We start from the raw sequence: 16,131 nt of genomic DNA, 5'->3' as shown, positions 1-16,131 counted from the left end.
AGGTTTGCCTAGCCATACGGTGATGATCTAAGTTTGCCACGTCCCGGCCTGGGACAACACATCGTCGGCGACAGTGCTCCCCCCGTTCGGCACGGTCGCGAGGACGAGTACCGACCCCGATTGCGAGTTTCCTCATGACATCCTCCTCCCTCCTGCGCCGCACGGGCCTTCCCGCCGTGGCCGTCGCCGCGGCCGTCAGCCTGCTCACCGCCTGCGGGGCCGCCGGTCCCGCCGACGACGCCGGTAACGACGGCGCGGCCCCGAGCGGCTCCTCCGAGGGCTTCCCCCGGACCGTCGAGCACGCCATGGGCGAAACCGAGATCCCGGCCGCCCCCGAGCGGGTCCTGCCCCTCGACTCGACCTACGTGGACGCCACGCTGGCCCTGGGCGGCAACGTCGTCGGTTTCACGACCTTCGCCGAGGACGTGGACGCCCTGCCGGACTACCTGGTGGAGAGCGACTGGAACACCGGCACCCACGACGAGGCCGTCCCGGTCGGTCTGCTGTGGGACATCAGCCCCGAGCTGGTCGCGGGCACCGAGCCGGACCTGATCCTGTCCGCCGAGGTGCGCCACGGCGACGGCTACGACCAGCTCAGCGAGGTCGCCCCGACCGTCATGTCCGAGACCACCGGCGCGACGTGGAAGGACAACCTGCGCCTGACCGCCGAGTCGCTGGGCGTGGAGGACGAGGCCGAGGCCCTCATCACCGAGTACGAGGAGCGGGCCGCCGCGATCGGCGAGGCGATCGTCGAGGCCGAGGGCGGGGAGGCGCCCACGGTCTCCATCGTGCGGTTCGCCGGTGACGCGGAGGGTGTGCGCCTGTACACGCGCAACTCCTACATCGGTGTGATCCTGGACGACATGGGCCTGCCCTCCGGTGAGGGCACCTCCACCGAGGCCGAGGACATCGTCACCTACCACAGCCAGGAGCGCCTGCTCGACCTGGACGCCGACCGCATCTTCGTCGCCGCCTACGACGACGGCGGCCAGGACGGTGTCGGCGAGCAGCGGGACGAGTACACCAACAGCCCCCTGTGGAGCGAGCTGGAGGGCGCCAAGACCGAGGTCGACGACGCCTACTGGATCTCCGGTGTCGGCCTGATCGCCGCCCACGCGGTGCTCGACGACATGGCCGAGATCTTCGGGGTCGACCCGCAGCGCTAGCCCTGCTTGTTCTGGGCCTCCGCTTCGCTTCGGCCCGTGTTCGGAAGCCCCAGCGGCGTCCGAACGAACACGCACCACCAGACGAGACCGCTGAGGGGCCCGTACGCCCATCGACGAACGGGCCCCTCCGTCGTGTCGGACCCCGGACACCCCCTGTGTCCGGGGCGCCCCACCACACCGGAAGGACCCGCCGTGGAACCGCCCCGCTCCTTCGAGAACGCCCCCGCGCTCCCCGTCGACCGGATCCCCGAGCGGGTGCGCGAGGCCGCCCACGCGCTCGCCGCCGATCCCGGATCCGGATACGTCTACGACCCCTCCCTGGCCGCCGACCGGGCCCGGACGCTGCGTGCCTCACTGCCCGCCTGGGCCCGGGTGTACTTCGCCGCCAAGTCCAACGGCTTCCCTCCCGTCCTGGCCCACCTGGCCGAGGCGGTGGACGGTTTCGAGGCCGCCTCGCTGTACGAGGCGCGCGCCTGCCTGGCCGCGCTGGACGGACGCGGGGACGGCCCGCGGCCGGGACGGATCGCGGTGAGCGGTCCCGGCAAGACCCCCGAGCTGCTGTCGGGGCTGGCGCGGCTGCGCGCCCGGGAGGGAGCCGACGTCGTCGTCAACGCCGAGAGCGAGCTGGAGCTGCACCGGATCTCGGCGGCGGCGCGCGAGGCGGGCACGGTCATGCCGGTGACGCTGCGGGTGAACCCCGAGCGGGTGCCGGTGAGCGGCGCCCTGGTCATGGGCGGCACCCCCGGCCCCTTCGGCGTGCCCGAACCGCTGGTGCCCTCGGCGCTGCGCACGGCCGCCCTGCTGCCCGGCCTGGACCTGGTGGGTTTCCACGTACACGCGGTCAGCGGCAACACCGACGCCGCCGCGCACGCCGCCTACGTGCGCTGGTGTCTGGAGTGGGCCCGTTCGACCGCGCGCGCCCACGACGTGGACCTGCGGGTCGTGGACGTGGGCGGGGGGCTGGGGGTGCCCTTCGAGGAGGGGGACGCCTCCTTCGATCTGGCGGCCTTCGGCGCCGCGCTCGCGGAGCTGGGCGACCCGGGTGTGGAGGTCGTGTTCGAGCCGGGGCGGTGGATCGCCGCGCCGACCGGCTGGTACGTGGCCCGTGTGACGGACGTGAAGTCGTCCTACGGCGGTCACTTCGCGGTGGTGCGCGGTGGGATCAACCACTTCCAGCTGCCGACGTCGTGGGAGATCCGGCACAACTTCGCGGTCCTGCCCGGGCGGGCGTGGCCCTCGGCACTGCCCCGTCCGGGGGTGGCCGACGTCCCGGTGACCGTGTCCGGTGAACTGTGCACGCCCGAGGACGTTCTGGCCAGGGACGTGCGCGTGGCGTCCGTGCGCGCCGGTGACGTGCTGGTCTTCCCGAACGCGGGCGCCTACGGGCACGAGTTCGCGATGCCCGCCTTCCTGGCGCATCCGGGGGCGCCGCGCGTGACCGTCACGACGCGCCGGGCACCGGTCGCGACTGTGGCACGGGACACCCTCCAACACTCACCCTTGACATGATTAGGTTAGCCTGCCCTAATTAACATGCTGGTCATCCGGCACGCGGCCGCCCCCGGACCGCGTACCACCGACCCCGTCCCCCACACACAGGAGACCGCCATGGCCGTTTCGGCCCCCACCACCACCCAGCTGGACCTGCGCAACCTCACCGGCGCCGACGTCCTGGCCGACCTCACCCCCTGGGTCTCGGCCTACGAGGAGGTCTACGCCCACGTCCTGCACCTGCCCGACCACAACGACCCGCCCTTCGGCGAACGCCTGGCGTTCAGCGCGGCCCGCCCCGGATTCCGGATGACCGTCGCACACGTGGACGGCGACCTGGTGGGGTTCGTCTACGGGTACACCCTGCCGACCACGACCGGCTGGTGGGACGGGTTCACCCCCGCCCCGGGCGTGGACGCCCAGGACATGGTCGACGAACGCCCAGGCCGCACCCTGGCCGTGTGCGAGGGGCTCGTGCGCACCCCCTACCGGCACACCGGGCTCGTCGAGCGCGCCATGCCGTTCTTCCTGTCCGGGCGCACCGAGGAGCGTGCCGCCTCCCTGGTCGCCGAGGGCAACGACCACGCCCTGGACATCGCGGTGCGCAACGGGTGGCTCCACGTGGGCGAACTGGCCCCGCACGACGGCTGGAGACGCCACCACTGCCTGATCATGCCGCTCCGCGGCTGACCGGCCGCCTCGCGCGTCCCCGCCCGGTCGGGCCCGCCACCGTCCGGGCGGGACCGCCGAACCGCCCCCGGTCCGACCGCGACCTCCCGCCGACGCCGGCCGGCGTCCGTTCGCGGCACCCGCCCCTGCCCATGCCCGCCATCCGCGCGTTACCGACCCGTCACGGAAAACGGAGTTCTGACGCCTCATGCACACCACGCCCAGGACCGGGCCCCCGACGACCGTCACCGACGCCGCCGACCGCCCCCTCCCCGACCTCACCACATCCGCTCTCGCCGGATCCCTCGGTCACCCCGGCGCCGCCAGCGGACCGGCCACCGTCGCCTCCCTCGTCGAGTCCGCCGCCCGGTCCCTGGTCGACTCCTCGACCCGCCGCGGCGGCCCCCTGCCCGCCATGACCCCCCAGCAGGTCGCCACGATGGTCGCCGACGCGCTGGACACCGTCCAGCCCGACGGCCCCGACCGCTCCGCCGAGGTGCTGCACCGCCTCACCGGCGTCCTCGCCGCGGGGGCCGCCGACCCCGCCCACCCGCACTGCGCGGCCCACCTGCACTGCCCCCCGCTGGCGGTCGCCGTGGCGGCCGACACCGTCGCCTCGATCCTCAACCAGTCCCTGGACTCCTGGGACCAGGCCCCGGCCGCCACCGCCATGGAGACCCGGGTCATCGCGGAACTGGCCGACCTGGCCGGGTACGACGGACAGCGGGCCGGGGGCGTGGTCACCTCCGGCGGCACCGAGTCCAACCTGACCGCGCTGCTGCTGGCCCGCGACCACGCGCTGGCCGCCCACTCCGGCCTCGACGCCACCCGCGCGGGCGTGGCCGCGGCCGCGAACGGGGACCGCCCCCGCATCCTGTGCGGACAGGTCGCGCACTTCTCGGTCCAGCGCGCCGCCGCCCTGCTCGGGCTGGGCGAGGACGCGGTCGTCACCGTCCCCGTGGACTCCGAGCACCGGATGCGCCCCGAGGCCCTGCGCAGGGCCCTGCACCGGGTGCGCCAGGACGGCGACGTCCCCGTCGCCGTCGTGGCCACCGCGGGCACGACCGACCTGGGCGGCATCGACCCGCTGGCCGCCGTCGCGCACATCGCCGCCGAGCACGGCGTGTGGCTGCACGTGGACGCCGCCTACGGTGGGGGGCTGCTCTTCTCCGACCGGCTGCGCGGCCTGCTGGACGGCCTCGGCCGAGCCGACTCGGTCAGCCTGGACCTGCACAAGCTCGGCTGGCAGCCGGTGGCGGCGGGCGTCCTGCTCACCCGCGAACGCGCCTCGTTCGCGCCGCTGTCGCGGTCGGTGTCCTACCTCAACCCGACCGACGACGAGGAGGCGGGCTACCCCAGCCTGCTCGGCTACTCGCTGCGCACCACCCGGCGCGCGGACGTGTTCAAGATCGCCGTCACCCTGCGCGCCCTCGGCAGGGAGGGCTTGGGCCGCATGGTGGACGCCTGCCGCTCCCTGGCCCTGGACGCCAGCGCCCAGGTGGTCGCCTCCCCGAAGCTGACCCTGGCGGCGGCCCCCGCACTGACCACCGTCGTCTTCCGCTACGACGCGGGACCCCACAGCGACCAGGTCAACGCGCGCCTGCGCCGCCGCCTGCTGGAGCGCGGACAGGCCGTGGTGGGCCGCACCCACATCGACGGACGGGTCTGGCTCAAGCTCACCCTCCTCAACCCCGACACCACCCCCGACGACATCGCCGCCCTGTTCGCCCTGGTCGTCGCCGCCGGTGACGCCGAGGCCGCGGCCGTCCAGAACCTGGAGGAGGCCCGATGACCGCCGCCCCGAACCCCACCCCCGACACCGCCGGCCCCGACCGGGAGGTCCACGACCTCGTGGGCGTGGGCCTGGGCCCCTTCAACCTGGCCCTGGCCGCCCTCGCCGACGGCGTCCCCGGCCTGAGCGCCCGCTTCCTGGAGGCCCGCCCCGGCTTCTCCTGGCACCCCGGTCTGCTGCTGGACGGCGCCCGTCTCCAGGTGCCCTTCCTGGCCGACCTGGTCACCCTGATCGACCCCACCAGCCGCTGGTCCTTCCTGTCCTACCTGCGCCACCACGACCGGCTGTTCCCGTTCTACTTCTCCGAGAACTTCCACGTGCCGCGCCGCGAGTACGACGACTACTGCCGCTGGGTGGCCACCGGCCTGGACTCGTGCCGCTTCGACGCCCGGGTCGGCGCGGTCCACCACGACGACGGCGTGTTCACCGTCGAGTACGAGGAGTCCTCCGGCGTCCGCCGCACCGTACGCGGCCGCGCCCTGGTCCTGGGTATCGGCACCGAACCGGTCCTGCCCGAGGCGCTGCGCGAGCTGGCGGGCGACCGCGTGTTCCACGCCGCCGAGTACCTGGACCGGGTGCGCGGGCTGGACGGCGCGCGCGACCTGACCGTGATCGGCTCCGGACAGTCGGGCGCCGAGGTCTTCCTCGACCTGCTGCGCTCCCCCGCCCACGCCGACACCCGGATCAACTGGCTCACCCGCTCCCCCGCGTTCGCGCCGATGGAGTACTCCAAGCTCGGCCTGGAGCACTTCACCCCCGACTACACCCGCTACTTCCACGCGCTGCCCCAGCCCACCAGGGACCGTCTGGTGCCCGCCCAGTGGCAGCTGTACAAGGGCATCAGCGCCGACACCATCTCCGACATCCACGACGCGCTGTACGAGCGCGGCGTCGGCGGCGCCCCGGTCGACGTGAGCCTGCGCGCCCACTGCGAGCTTCTCCGGGCGCGCGAGGAGGACGGCCGGATCGCGCTCACCTTCCGCCACCGGGAGCAGGACCGGGTGTTCACCACCCGCACCGACGGCGTGGTGGCCGCCTCAGGGTACGCCCAACGGCGGCCGGACTTCCTGGAGCCGGTCCTGAAGCTGATCGAGACCGACGACCGCGGCCGGTTCGCGATCGACGCCGACCACCGCCTGCGCACCGACCCGGCGCTGACCGCGCCGATCCACGTGCAGAACGCCGAGCTGCACACCCACGGTGTGGGCACCCCCGACCTGGGTCTGGGCGCGTGGCGGGCGGCCACCATCCTCAACAGCCTGACCGGCCGCACCGTCTACCGGCTGCCCGAGCGGACCGCCTTCACGTCCTTCGGCGCGCCCCAGACCCCGGGGGACGGCGAGTGACCGTCCCCGCCTTCCGCCGCCTGTACCTGCTCGTCATCGTCCTGCACCTGGTGTCGGACGTGGCCCTGAGCCCCTTCTACCCCCAGCTCTTCGAGCGTCTGTTCGGCGTCACGGACATGTCGGCGACCGGCACCTACATCTGGGTGTGCCGGGTCACCGCCCTGGTCGCGATGCCGCTGTGGGGTCTGGTGGCGCGCCGTTTCCCGATGGCGACCCTGGTCACCTGGGGGCTGGGGATCTCGGCCGTCCTGGAGCTGATGATCGCCGCCGCGCCGACCTACACGGTCTTCACGGTGCTCTCGGCGGTGCAGGTGGCGGTCACCATGTCCTTCGCGCTGGCCTACCCGGCCTTCGTGGGCAGCGGAAACGACCGGATGCGCGACGTCATGGCGCACACCTACATCATCAACGTCGGGACCGTGACCGCCACGGTCCTGGGCGCCGGGATCATGGCGCTGCCCAACCCGCGCTGGGGGATCGCCGCGTGCGCGCTGCTGTACGTGGCGCTGGCCGTGCTGTGCCACCGCCACCTGCCGCGCGGCCGTGCCGGTGAGCCCGCCGTCCGGGACGAACCCGCCTGCGGCGGCGACGCGGAGCACCCGGCCGACGGGGGTCCCCCGACCCGGTCGACCGGCGCGCGCCCCGCCCGGCGGTGGTCGCGCCCGGCACTGCTGCTGCCCCTGGCGGCGGTGTGCGCCGCCGTCCTGGCCGCCGAGTCGGCGCGCCTGGTGGTCCGCCCGTTCTTCACCCTCTACGCCGAGGACTCCGGGATCGGCCCCACCGTGGCCGCCGCCCTGTTCCTGCTGCCGCAGCTGACCGTGCTCGCGGTCCTGCCGCTGGCCGGGCGGGTCCACACCGTGCTGGGCCGCGCCCTGCTGCCGATCGCGTGTTCGGTCGCGGCGCTGGGCCTGCTCGTGCAGTTCCTCGCTCCGGACCTGGCCCTGCTGACCCTGGGCCGGGTGGTGTTCGGCGCCGGGCTCGGGCTGGGCCACGTCGCCCTGGACCTGCGGGTGTTCGCGGTCACGCGGGCGCGCGGCCCGGCGTTCGCCGCCGTGGAGACCGTGCGCGTGGGCGCCACCCTGATCAGCCCACTGCTGGCCACGGGGCTGGCCACCGCCGGACTCGGCCTGCCGCTGGCCGCCGGGGCGGGACTGTTCGCGGTGCTGTCCCTCCTGCTCATCGCCCTCCCCGAGGGTCCCGCCGAGGACGCGGCGGCCGCCGACCCGGCCGGCGGTCCCCGGGCCGCCCGCACACCCCCGACCACCCACGAGACCGACCCCGCACCCGCGCGTGATCCGCGAGCGCGCAACCGTGAGGAAGAGGACCAGCATGTCCACTGACACCACCCCGCTGCCCGGCGCGACCGAGGCCGACGACCACCCCGACGCGCGGCTCTGGCGCGAGGCGGGCCGCCGCCTGCTCGCCCGGGTCGTCGCCGAGACGGCCTACGAGGAGATGGTCGTGCCCGTCCCGGTCGAGGGGGACGGCGAGGGCGACCCCGCGTGGTCGCTGACGGTCGACGGCGGCGTCGAGTACCGGTTCACCGCCCGCCGGGGCGGCTTCGGCTCCTGGCACGTCAACCCCGACTCCCTGACCCGGACCACCCCGGAGGGCACCACGGCGGCCTGGGACCCGACCGTGTTCGTCACCGACGCCCAGGAGACCGTGGGGCTGCCCGGCGACTCCCTGGCCGACGTCGTGCGCGACCTGCTGGCCACCCACACCGCCGACGCCCGGCTGCTGGCCGCCACCCCGGGCGCCGCCGCCCTGGCCGACCTGGCCTACGAGGACCTGGAGGGGTACCAGACCGGTCACCCGTGCATGTTCCTCAACAAGGGCAGGCTGGGCTTCTCGGCCGCCGACGCGGCCCGGTACACGCCCGAGGCGCGCGGTGCCTTCCACCTGGTGTGGATCGCCGTCCACCCGGACCTGGGCCGCTTCCAGTCCATGCCCGACACCGACCGGCACCGCCTGGTCGAGGAGGAGCTCGACGCCGACCAGCGCGCCGAGTTCGCCGAGGCCGTGCGGGCGCGCGGCGGCGACCCGGACGCCTACCTGTGGCTGCCGGTGCACCCCTTCCAGTGGGACGAGATCGTGGCGCCGCTGTTCGCCGCCGAGATCGCCCAGGGGCGGGTGGTCGAGCTCGGCCGCAGCCGCGACCGCTACCGCCCCTTCCAGTCCATCCGCACCCTGATGAACCTGGACCGGCCGCACCGGCGCAACGTCAAGGTGCCGCTGATGATCCGCAACACCCTGGTGTGGCGGGGGCTGTCGGGCACACAGACCGCGTGCGCGCCGCACACCAGCACCTGGCTCCGGTCACTGGTGGCGCGCGACGACTTCCTGCGCGAGGAGTGCCGCGTGGTCATGCTGGGCGAGGTGGCCTCCGCGACCGTCCCGCACCCGGTCTTCGACCGCCTCCCCCAGGCGCCCTACCGGTTCCACGAACTGCTCGGCGCGATCTGGCGCGAGCCGGTGCACAACAGCCTGGCCGAGGGCGAGCGCGCCCGCACCATGGCGTGCCTGCTGCTGGAGGGCACCGACGGGCGCGCGATGGTCACCGAACTGGTGGAGCGTTCGGGGCTGACCGCCCAGGAGTGGCTGCGGCGCTTCGTCGGCGCGCTGCTGCCGCCCGTGCTGCACTACCTGTACCGGTACGGCGCGTCGTTCACCCCGCACGGGGAGAACATCGTGCTCATCTTCGACGAGACCGACACACCGGTGCGCGTCGCCATGAAGGACTTCGGCTCCGACGTCGAACTGCTCCCCTTCGACCTGCCCGAGTACGCCGAGATCCCCGACCACGTGCGGGCGATGCTGCACCGCTGGCAGCCCGGCGAGCTGGCCCACTCGGTGCTGTCGGCGATCTGCGCCGGTCACCTGCGCTACCTCGCCGACATCGTCCAGCGCCAGCTCGGGGTCTCCGAGGAGCGGCTGTGGGCGCTGGCGCGCGAGCAGATCACGGCCTACCACGAGCGCTTCCCCGAGCTGGCCGAGCGTTTCGCGTGGTTCGACCTGCTGGCCCCCAAGGTGGGCCGGGTCGCGCTCAACCGCGAGCAGCTCATGGGAGGGGGGTTCCACGACCGCGCCGAGCGCGACGCCGAGTTCGACGTCATGCACGGCATGGTCGACAACCCGCTCGCCCAGCCCTGACCCACTCTCCCCGGAAGCGAGAACACCATGGACACCCACGCCACCAGGCCCCCCGTCACCCCGCCCGATCCGCTGCCCGTGCCCACCGAGCTGTCCCCGGAGCGCTGGGACCGCGCCTGTGAGCACCTGATCGCCAAGATGGTCGCGGAGCTGTGCTTCGAGTACGCCCTGCGGCCCGAGCCGCTGGGGCCCGAGGCCGAGGGGCGCTGGCGGGCCGAGACCGGCGCCGGCGCCGCCTACACCTTCACCGGCCGCCGGACCAGCATGGACGCCTGGCGGGTCGAACCCGGCAGCGTCGAGCGGCACGCCCCCGACGGCGCCGCCTGCCCCGGTACGCCCTTCGGGCTGCTGCGCGACCTGGGGGCGGCCGGGGTGGTCGACCCGGCGGTGGAGGCGTTCACGGTCGGCGAGCTGATGTCCACGCTCTCGGCCGACACCCGACTGGCCGAGGGCGAGGCGACCGCCGCCCGCCTGGCCGACCTGGACCACGCCCACCTGGAGGGGCATCAGAGCGGGCACCCGTGGATCTTCGCCAACAAGGGCCGGGTGGGTTTCTCCTCCGGCGACCGGGCGCTGTACCCGCCCGAGGAGCGCCGCGCCCAGCTCCTGCCGTGGATCGCCGTCCACCGCTCGCTGGCCGAGCACCACGGCGTACCCGGCCTGTCCCAGCCCGAACTGCGCGCCCAGGAGCTGGACCCCGAGGTCCTGGAGCGGTTCACCGCGCGCCTGGAGGACCAGGCGGGCGAGCGCGCCGACGAGTACGTGTGGCTGCCCGTCCACCCCTGGCAGTGGGACGAGGTCGTCGTGCCGCTGTTCGCCGCCGAGGTGGCCGCCGGGCTGATCGTCCCCCTGGGCACCGCCCCCGACCGCTACCTGCCCCAGCAGTCGATCCGCACCTTCACCAACCTCACCCGCCCCGACCGGCTCAACGTGAAGCTGTCGCTGGCCATCCTCAACACGATGGTCTACCGGGGCATCCCCACCGAACTGTGCCGGGCCGCGCCCGCCAGCACCACGTGGGTGCACCAGCTCCGCGACAAGGACGCCTTCCTGTCCGAGCGGTGCGAGGTCATCCTGCCCGGTGAGGTGGCCGCCGTCGCCGTCCGCCACCCCGTGCTGGAGGACATCCCCGACGCGCCCTACCGGCACCGCCAGCTCCTGGGGGCGCTGTGGCGCGAGCCGGTCACCGAGCACCTGCGCCAGGAGGAGACCGCCCGCACCCTGGCCGCCCTGCTGCACGTGGACGGCCGGGGCCGGTCGCTGACCGCCGAGCTGGTCGAGCGCTCGGAGCTGTCGGCCGAGGCGTGGCTGACCAGGCTGTTCGGCGCGATCCTGCCGCCCGTGCTGCACCTGCTCTACCGCTACGGTCTGGCGTTCAACCCGCATGGGGAGAACGCGATCGTGGTCTACGACGACCGCGACCGCCCGGTGCGGCTGGCGGTCAAGGACTTCGTGGACGACATGAAGCTGCTGGACACCGACCTGCCGGAGTACGCGGACCTGCCCGAGGAGGCGCTGGGCGTGCTCATGCGCTTCGACGCCCGGGAACTGACGTCCTCGATCGCCAAGTCGCTGTTCATCGGGCACTTCCGGTACCTGGCGCCGCTGGTCGAGGAGCAGCTGGGCGTGCCCGAGGACCGGTTCTGGGAGCTGGTGCGCGCCGAGATCCTGCGCTACCAGGAGGAGTTCCCCGAGCTGGCCGAGCGGTACGCCGCCTTCGACCTGCTCCAGCCCGAGTTCGAGCGGGTGTGCCTGAACCGGGAGCGCCTGCTGGGCGGCGGGTACCACGAGCGGGCCGAGCGTGACGCCGAGTTCCACCTGGACGCGCCGCCGATCCCCAACCCGCTGTACCGCGGCCCGTCGTCGAAGGAGACCCAGTGACCACCGGATTCGGCGCCGACCTGCCGCCGCTGACCGAGACCCTGCCGCCCGCCCCGCCCCCGCCGCCCTTCCCGGTCCCGTTGGAACGGTTGCGCGCCGACGTGGCCTCGGGCGCGATCACCGACGTGCTGGTCGCCCTGCCCGACCTCCAGGGCCGGGTGCAGGGCAGCCGGGTCAACCCGCGCGACTTCACCGACCGGATCGTCCGGGACGGGTTCGGCGCGTGCCTGTACCTGCTGGCCACCGACGTGGAGATGGAGGCGCGCCCCGGCTACGCGACGGACCCGTGGCGGGGCGGGCTGGGCGACCTCGACATCATGCCCGACCTGTCCACCCTGCGGTACCTGCCGTGGGACCCGGGGACGGCGCTGGTCCTGGGGGACGCGCACGGCGCCGACGGCGCGCCCGTGGCCGTCGCGCCCCGCCGGGTGCTCCGGACCCAGCTGGACCGGCTCGCCGAGCGCGGGTGGCGGGCGCTGGCCGGGACCGAGCTGGAGTTCCTGGTGTTCCGGGACGACTACCAGAGCGCGTTCGAGGCCGACTACCGGGGCCTGACCCCGGCGACGCGGTTCAACTCCGACTACGCCGTCCCCGAGGTCACCGAGGTCGATCCGCTGATGCGCCGGATCCGCACGGCGATGGAGCGCACGGGCATGACCGTGGAGTCGGCGCGCGGCGAGTGCCACCCGGGACAGTACGAGATCGTGTTCCGCTACGATGAGGCGCTGCGCACCTGCGACAACCACGTGGTGTACAAGGCGGGCGCCCGCCAGCTGGCCGCGCAGGCCGGTGTGGCGTTGACGTTCATGGCCAAGTACGACGGCGGTGAGGGCAACTCCTGCCACGTGCACCTGTCACTGCGCGACGAGGACGGCGCGCCGGTCTTCGCCGACGACGGGACCGGCCGGTACGGCATGTCGAAGTACATGGAGCACTTCGTGGCCGGGCAGCTGGCGTGCATGCGCGACTTCTCGTTGATGTACGCGCCGAACATGAACTCGTTCAAGCGGCTGGCGCCGGACGCGTTCGCGCCGAGCAGCATCGGGTGGGGGCTGGACAACCGGACGTGCCCGGTGCGCGTGGTGGGCTCCGGGGAGTCGGCGCGGATCGAGTTCCGGGTGCCCGGCGGGGACGCCAACCCCTACCTGGCGGTCGCGGCGATCGTCGCGGCGGGGCTGTACGGGATCGAGCAGGCGCTGCCGCTGCCGGAGCCGACGGTGGGCAACGCGTTCGCCCAGGACGGACCCCGGCTGCCGACCTCCCTGGAGGAGGCGGTGTGGGCGTGGGAGAACAGCGAGATCGCCCGCGCGTGCTTCGGCCCGGACGTGGTGCGGCACCAGGCCGCCGCCGCCCGCTCCGAGCTGGCCGCGTTCTCGGCGTCGGTCACCGACTTCGAGCGCCGCCGCCACTTCGAGCGCGGTTGAGACCGCGGCGCCCCCGCCGCGCGAGGAGGCGGGGCGCCGCGCGGTCCCCGGAGCGGTCACCGGGCGTTCACACCGGCGTGGTGACGGCGTCGGGGGTCGGGGGAGTCTGGAGACGGTGACGACGGGAGGATCGGAGTGGACGCCGGCATCATCATCGCCCTGACCGCGGGCGTGTGCGCGGGCACGGCTCTGGGCGCACGGCCCCTGACGAGCAGGCTCACCGGCGGCGTCGCGCGCCGGGCCCAGAACCCCGGCCCGGACCGGGCGTCCCCGCCCCCGGTCCACCCGGACGAACTCACCCCCTACGAACTCGCCTACCTGGCGGGGGATCCCGGCGGGGAACACGTGCGGGTGGGGGAGGTCGCCCTCATGGACCTGTTCCTCACCGGGCGGGTCCGTGTGCGGAGCGAGGCGGAGGTCCTCGGCGACCGTCCGGTCACCGCGCACCCGGACGGCGCCTGGGTCACCCCGGTCGAGGACGGGGCGGGGAACCCGCACCCGGGGGAGCCGGACCCGCTCCAGCACCACATGCTCTCGCTCCTCCGGTCGCGCGGGGGGACACCGGCGCCGTTCCTGGTGGACGACATTCCCAGCGACGAGGTGGGCCGGTTGCGGCGCGGGCTCGTCGAGCGCGGACTCTCCACCCGATCCGGCGACGTGCCCGGGGTCCTCGACCGCCGGAGGGACGCGAGCGGCTCGGCCGTGGTCACGCTGCTGAGTTCCGTGGTGCTCACGGCGATCCTCCTGTTCACCGCCGTCACCGGCGCCGGGCCGGGGACGGCGGACTGGTGGATCGTCTTCATCCTCTCCACGGGCGGGACCGCCGCTCTGCTGTCGGTGACGGCCCTGGCGCGCGTCGGCGGGGCGGGAGGGGCGACCGCCACACCCGTGACCGCGGCGGGGGCCTCGCTGCTGGCCAGGGCCCGGGAGTCGTACGGCGCGCCGCCCCTCGGCGGCGGGCGGTTGACCCTGGACCAGGCGCTGCGCCACACGGCCGTCCTCGGTTTCCGCGGCCTGCGACGTGTGTCGGGGCAGGGCCCGGTCCTCTCTCCGTCGTCGGCGCGCGCCGACGACGGAGAGAGGATCCACCGTTTCGAGGAGCTGTCCGCGTTCGCGCGCCGCTGCCAGGGAGACCCCACCGGACGGGACTGGAACCACGGCTGCGAGTGACGCGTGGACGAGGGGTCGGGCGGCGCCGGAGGGGTCAGTCCTTCGACCAGACGCCCGACTCGTTGCCGTCGGGGTCGGTGAAGTGGAACCGCCGCCCGCCGGGGAAGGGGTAGGGGCCGTTCACCACGTCGCCGCCCGCTCTCCGGACGGCTTCCGCCGACGCGTACAGGTCGGTGGAGTAGAGCAGTACGAACGGCCCGCCCGGATCGGGCCGTTCCCCCAGGGCGAGGCCGCCGACCTCGGGGGCGTCCCCGCCCGCGGGACCCCGGATACCCGCGTACCGGGGTCCGTAGTCGTTGAAGCTCCAGCCGAAGGCCTCGGTGTAGAAGCGTTTGGCCTGGTCGAGGTCGGCGACGGTGAGTTCGACGTAGTCGATGCCGTGGTGGCGATGGGTCATGGCGGCCATTGCCCCCGAGCGGTGTGACAAGGGGCGTGGGTCCGCCCGGGGCCGATGGCGGCACCGGCACCGGGACCGCCGTGCCGTCAGGGCGTGGTCGCGCTCTGTGGGAAACCACGGCCTGGCTATGCTCACCCACCGGAGGTGGCCGACCCAGCGTCCCGCGTCACCCCCTACCCCCCCTGTTCCCGACCAGACGGAGAACCGTTGAGCTACGACGTCGTGGCGTTGGTGGCCCAGGAGCCCGACGCCCCCGCGCTCACCCGGGTCCTGGCCGACCTCGACCCCGCCCTGCTCCTCGGCCGCTACCAGGAGACCGGCGTCCTCCAGGTGCGTGACGCGGCCGGACACCTCCTGGTGACGATCGAACCGGGGCAGCGGGTGGAGGCGCGTGGCGAGGTCGGACGGCTGCTCGGGAACGAGGCGACCACGGGCCTGCCCGATCCGTGTTGGTGGCTGGAGCTGCGCGCGCGTCCCGACGCTCCGGGCCGCGATGCCGCGCACCGGATCGCCGACGCGCTCGCGCTACGCCTCGGCGGGCTCGTGTGGACGTCGCTCCCGGACGGTTCGACCGGTGACGCCGACGTGTGGGAGGAGACCGCGCACCCGACCGTCGAACGCGCCGCACGGCACGCGGTGGTCGTCGCCCAGGACCGCGCGGTGGTGGGGTTCTCGTCGTGGCTCAACGACGCGGTGGGGGTCCACGGCGCACGGCGCGCGATCCAGGTCCTCACCCCGGCGACCTCCCGGCTCACCTACGCCCTGCGCACCTTCCTGGCCGGGCCGCTCGGCCGCTGGGTGGTGCGCGACGGGGACGGCACCCACTTCGACGGTCTGACCGGCCTCGCGCTGCGCTGGGACGAGGCGTACGGCTTCGTTCCGGAGCGGGCCGACCTGAACGGCCTGGAGGAGGAGCTGCGCAACGCCCGGGAACGCGGGGAGCACGCGCCGGTGCTCCGGCCCGGGACGGGAGCGGCCGAGGAGTCCGATGGACCCGAGGCCGTCCCGGGGTTCCTTTCCACCGACCCGATGGAGACACAGCTCATCATCGAGCTGTCGGTGCTGCACCGCGACGCCTCGAAGGCCCGCGTGGGCCGGGCGGTCGAGATCCTCACCGGGCGTCTGGCCGGTGCGGTGCCCGCCGGATGGGGCCCGCACGAACCGGCCCTCACCGCCTGGGACCGGAAGAGGATTGCGGGGTTCGTGCGCGAGCGGTCGCGCCGCCGCACCCTCGTGCACGTCAGCGGGCCGCACGGCGTCGGCCACCCGTTCGCGGGGTCGCTGCGCGTGGAGAGGCGGGGCGATCGGGTCGGCGAGCAGGTGTCGCTGGCGATCGGCTTCACCGAGGAGGGCGACGTGCCGTTCGACGCCCTGCCGGAGCTGGTCGGGACCCTGGCCGCCGAGGGGCTCCTGGAGGGGCTCCAGGTGCGGCGTGTGCGCGGACGCAGCGACCGGGGCTTAACCCTGGATCTTGGACACGCTGAACCCGACAGGTGTCGGGAGGAAGCGAGAATCAGGGCATGGCCCGCAAGACCTACTCCGAGGAGTTCTGCCAGCAGGCGGTCGACCTCTACCTCAACACCCCGGTACTCCAGTTGTAGATCCGTTTTGTCATGATTCTTGGGCTGCCTGTCTGCGGTAG

General features: G+C 73.9%; 12 protein-coding genes. 11 read left to right on the top strand and 1 reads right to left on the bottom strand.

From position 1 onward, the window contains the following. Positions 1-134 precede the first annotated feature (134 nt). The 10 genes from DVR05_RS15355 (at position 135) to DVR05_RS15310 (ending at position 14,092) form a co-directional block, all read left to right on the top strand. The gene (locus DVR05_RS15355; RefSeq protein WP_116246577.1) at positions 135-1,166 is read left to right on the top strand and encodes an ABC transporter substrate-binding protein; all 1,032 of its coding nucleotides are present in this window, start codon (positions 135-137) and stop codon (positions 1,164-1,166) included. Between the two features lie 192 nt (positions 1,167-1,358). After that, complete coding sequence (locus tag DVR05_RS15350) at positions 1,359-2,675, top strand: alanine racemase (protein ID WP_116246576.1); 1,317 nt, start codon at positions 1,359-1,361, stop codon at positions 2,673-2,675. Between the two features lie 99 nt (positions 2,676-2,774). Continuing rightward, positions 2,775-3,347 carry a GNAT family N-acetyltransferase gene (locus DVR05_RS15345; protein ID WP_116246722.1) on the top strand — a complete coding sequence of 191 codons (573 nt, stop codon included), beginning with the start codon at positions 2,775-2,777 and terminating at the stop codon, positions 3,345-3,347. Between the two features lie 187 nt (positions 3,348-3,534). Next, positions 3,535-5,118 (top strand): pyridoxal-dependent decarboxylase, encoded by a 1,584-nt coding sequence (locus tag DVR05_RS15340; RefSeq protein WP_116246575.1) that lies wholly within the window; start codon positions 3,535-3,537, stop codon positions 5,116-5,118. After that, positions 5,115-6,464 carry a lysine N(6)-hydroxylase/L-ornithine N(5)-oxygenase family protein gene (locus tag DVR05_RS15335; protein WP_116246574.1) on the top strand — a complete coding sequence of 450 codons (1,350 nt, stop codon included), beginning with the start codon at positions 5,115-5,117 and terminating at the stop codon, positions 6,462-6,464. The genes DVR05_RS15340 and DVR05_RS15335 overlap by 4 nt, the downstream gene beginning before the upstream one ends. After that, positions 6,461-7,804, top strand: coding sequence for an MFS transporter (locus DVR05_RS15330; RefSeq protein WP_116246573.1), 1,344 nt, complete (start codon positions 6,461-6,463; stop codon positions 7,802-7,804). Before DVR05_RS15335 ends, DVR05_RS15330 begins: the two co-directional genes overlap by 4 nt. Beyond that, positions 7,794-9,617, top strand: coding sequence for an IucA/IucC family siderophore biosynthesis protein (locus DVR05_RS15325; RefSeq protein ID WP_116246572.1), 1,824 nt, complete (start codon positions 7,794-7,796; stop codon positions 9,615-9,617). Before DVR05_RS15330 ends, DVR05_RS15325 begins: the two co-directional genes overlap by 11 nt. 27 nt (positions 9,618-9,644) lie before the next feature. Continuing rightward, positions 9,645-11,498: an IucA/IucC family siderophore biosynthesis protein gene (locus tag DVR05_RS15320; protein WP_116246571.1), complete on the top strand. Its 1,854-nt coding sequence runs from the start codon at positions 9,645-9,647 to the stop codon at positions 11,496-11,498. After that, a complete protein-coding gene (locus DVR05_RS15315; RefSeq protein WP_304598595.1) occupies positions 11,495-12,922 on the top strand; it encodes a glutamine synthetase family protein in 1,428 nt (475 codons plus the stop codon). Before DVR05_RS15320 ends, DVR05_RS15315 begins: the two co-directional genes overlap by 4 nt. Before the next feature lie 135 nt (positions 12,923-13,057). Further along, positions 13,058-14,092, top strand: a complete 1,035-nt coding sequence (locus DVR05_RS15310) for a TIGR04222 domain-containing membrane protein (RefSeq protein WP_157982451.1) — start codon at positions 13,058-13,060, stop codon at positions 14,090-14,092. A 34-nt stretch (positions 14,093-14,126) separates the two neighbouring features. Here DVR05_RS15310 and DVR05_RS15305 read toward each other — a convergent pair whose 3' ends face one another. Then, positions 14,127-14,498: a VOC family protein gene (locus DVR05_RS15305; RefSeq protein ID WP_116246569.1), complete on the bottom strand. Its 372-nt coding sequence runs from the start codon at positions 14,496-14,498 to the stop codon at positions 14,127-14,129. Between the two features lie 198 nt (positions 14,499-14,696). Here DVR05_RS15305 and DVR05_RS15300 point away from each other — a divergent pair, with 198 nt between their 5' ends. After that, entirely contained in the window at positions 14,697-16,106 is a 1,410-nt protein-coding gene (locus DVR05_RS15300) for a DUF6177 family protein (RefSeq protein WP_198659203.1), read from the top strand. Positions 16,107-16,131: the final 25 nt, after the last annotated feature.

The sequence above is a fragment of the Nocardiopsis sp. FIRDI 009 genome (assembly GCF_003386285.1).
Lineage (GTDB): Bacteria > Actinomycetota > Actinomycetes > Streptosporangiales > Streptosporangiaceae > Nocardiopsis.
The sequence above is the reverse complement of the archived record's forward strand: the minus strand, read 5'-3'. Positions and strand labels throughout refer to the sequence as shown.

Excerpts from the sequence above, each read along its gene's own strand:
- DVR05_RS15335 (WP_116246574.1), top strand. The coding sequence starts at position 5,115 with ATGACCGCCGCCCCGAACCCCACCCCCGACACCGCCGGCCCCGACCGG.
- DVR05_RS15320 (WP_116246571.1), top strand. The coding sequence starts at position 9,645 with ATGGACACCCACGCCACCAGGCCCCCCGTCACCCCGCCCGATCCGCTG.
- DVR05_RS15355 (WP_116246577.1), top strand. The coding sequence starts at position 135 with ATGACATCCTCCTCCCTCCTGCGCCGCACGGGCCTTCCCGCCGTGGCC.
- DVR05_RS15345 (WP_116246722.1), top strand. The coding sequence starts at position 2,775 with ATGGCCGTTTCGGCCCCCACCACCACCCAGCTGGACCTGCGCAACCTC.
- DVR05_RS15325 (WP_116246572.1), top strand. The coding sequence starts at position 7,794 with ATGTCCACTGACACCACCCCGCTGCCCGGCGCGACCGAGGCCGACGAC.
- DVR05_RS15305 (WP_116246569.1), bottom strand. The coding sequence starts at position 14,498 with ATGGCCGCCATGACCCATCGCCACCACGGCATCGACTACGTCGAACTC.
- DVR05_RS15340 (WP_116246575.1), top strand. The coding sequence starts at position 3,535 with ATGCACACCACGCCCAGGACCGGGCCCCCGACGACCGTCACCGACGCC.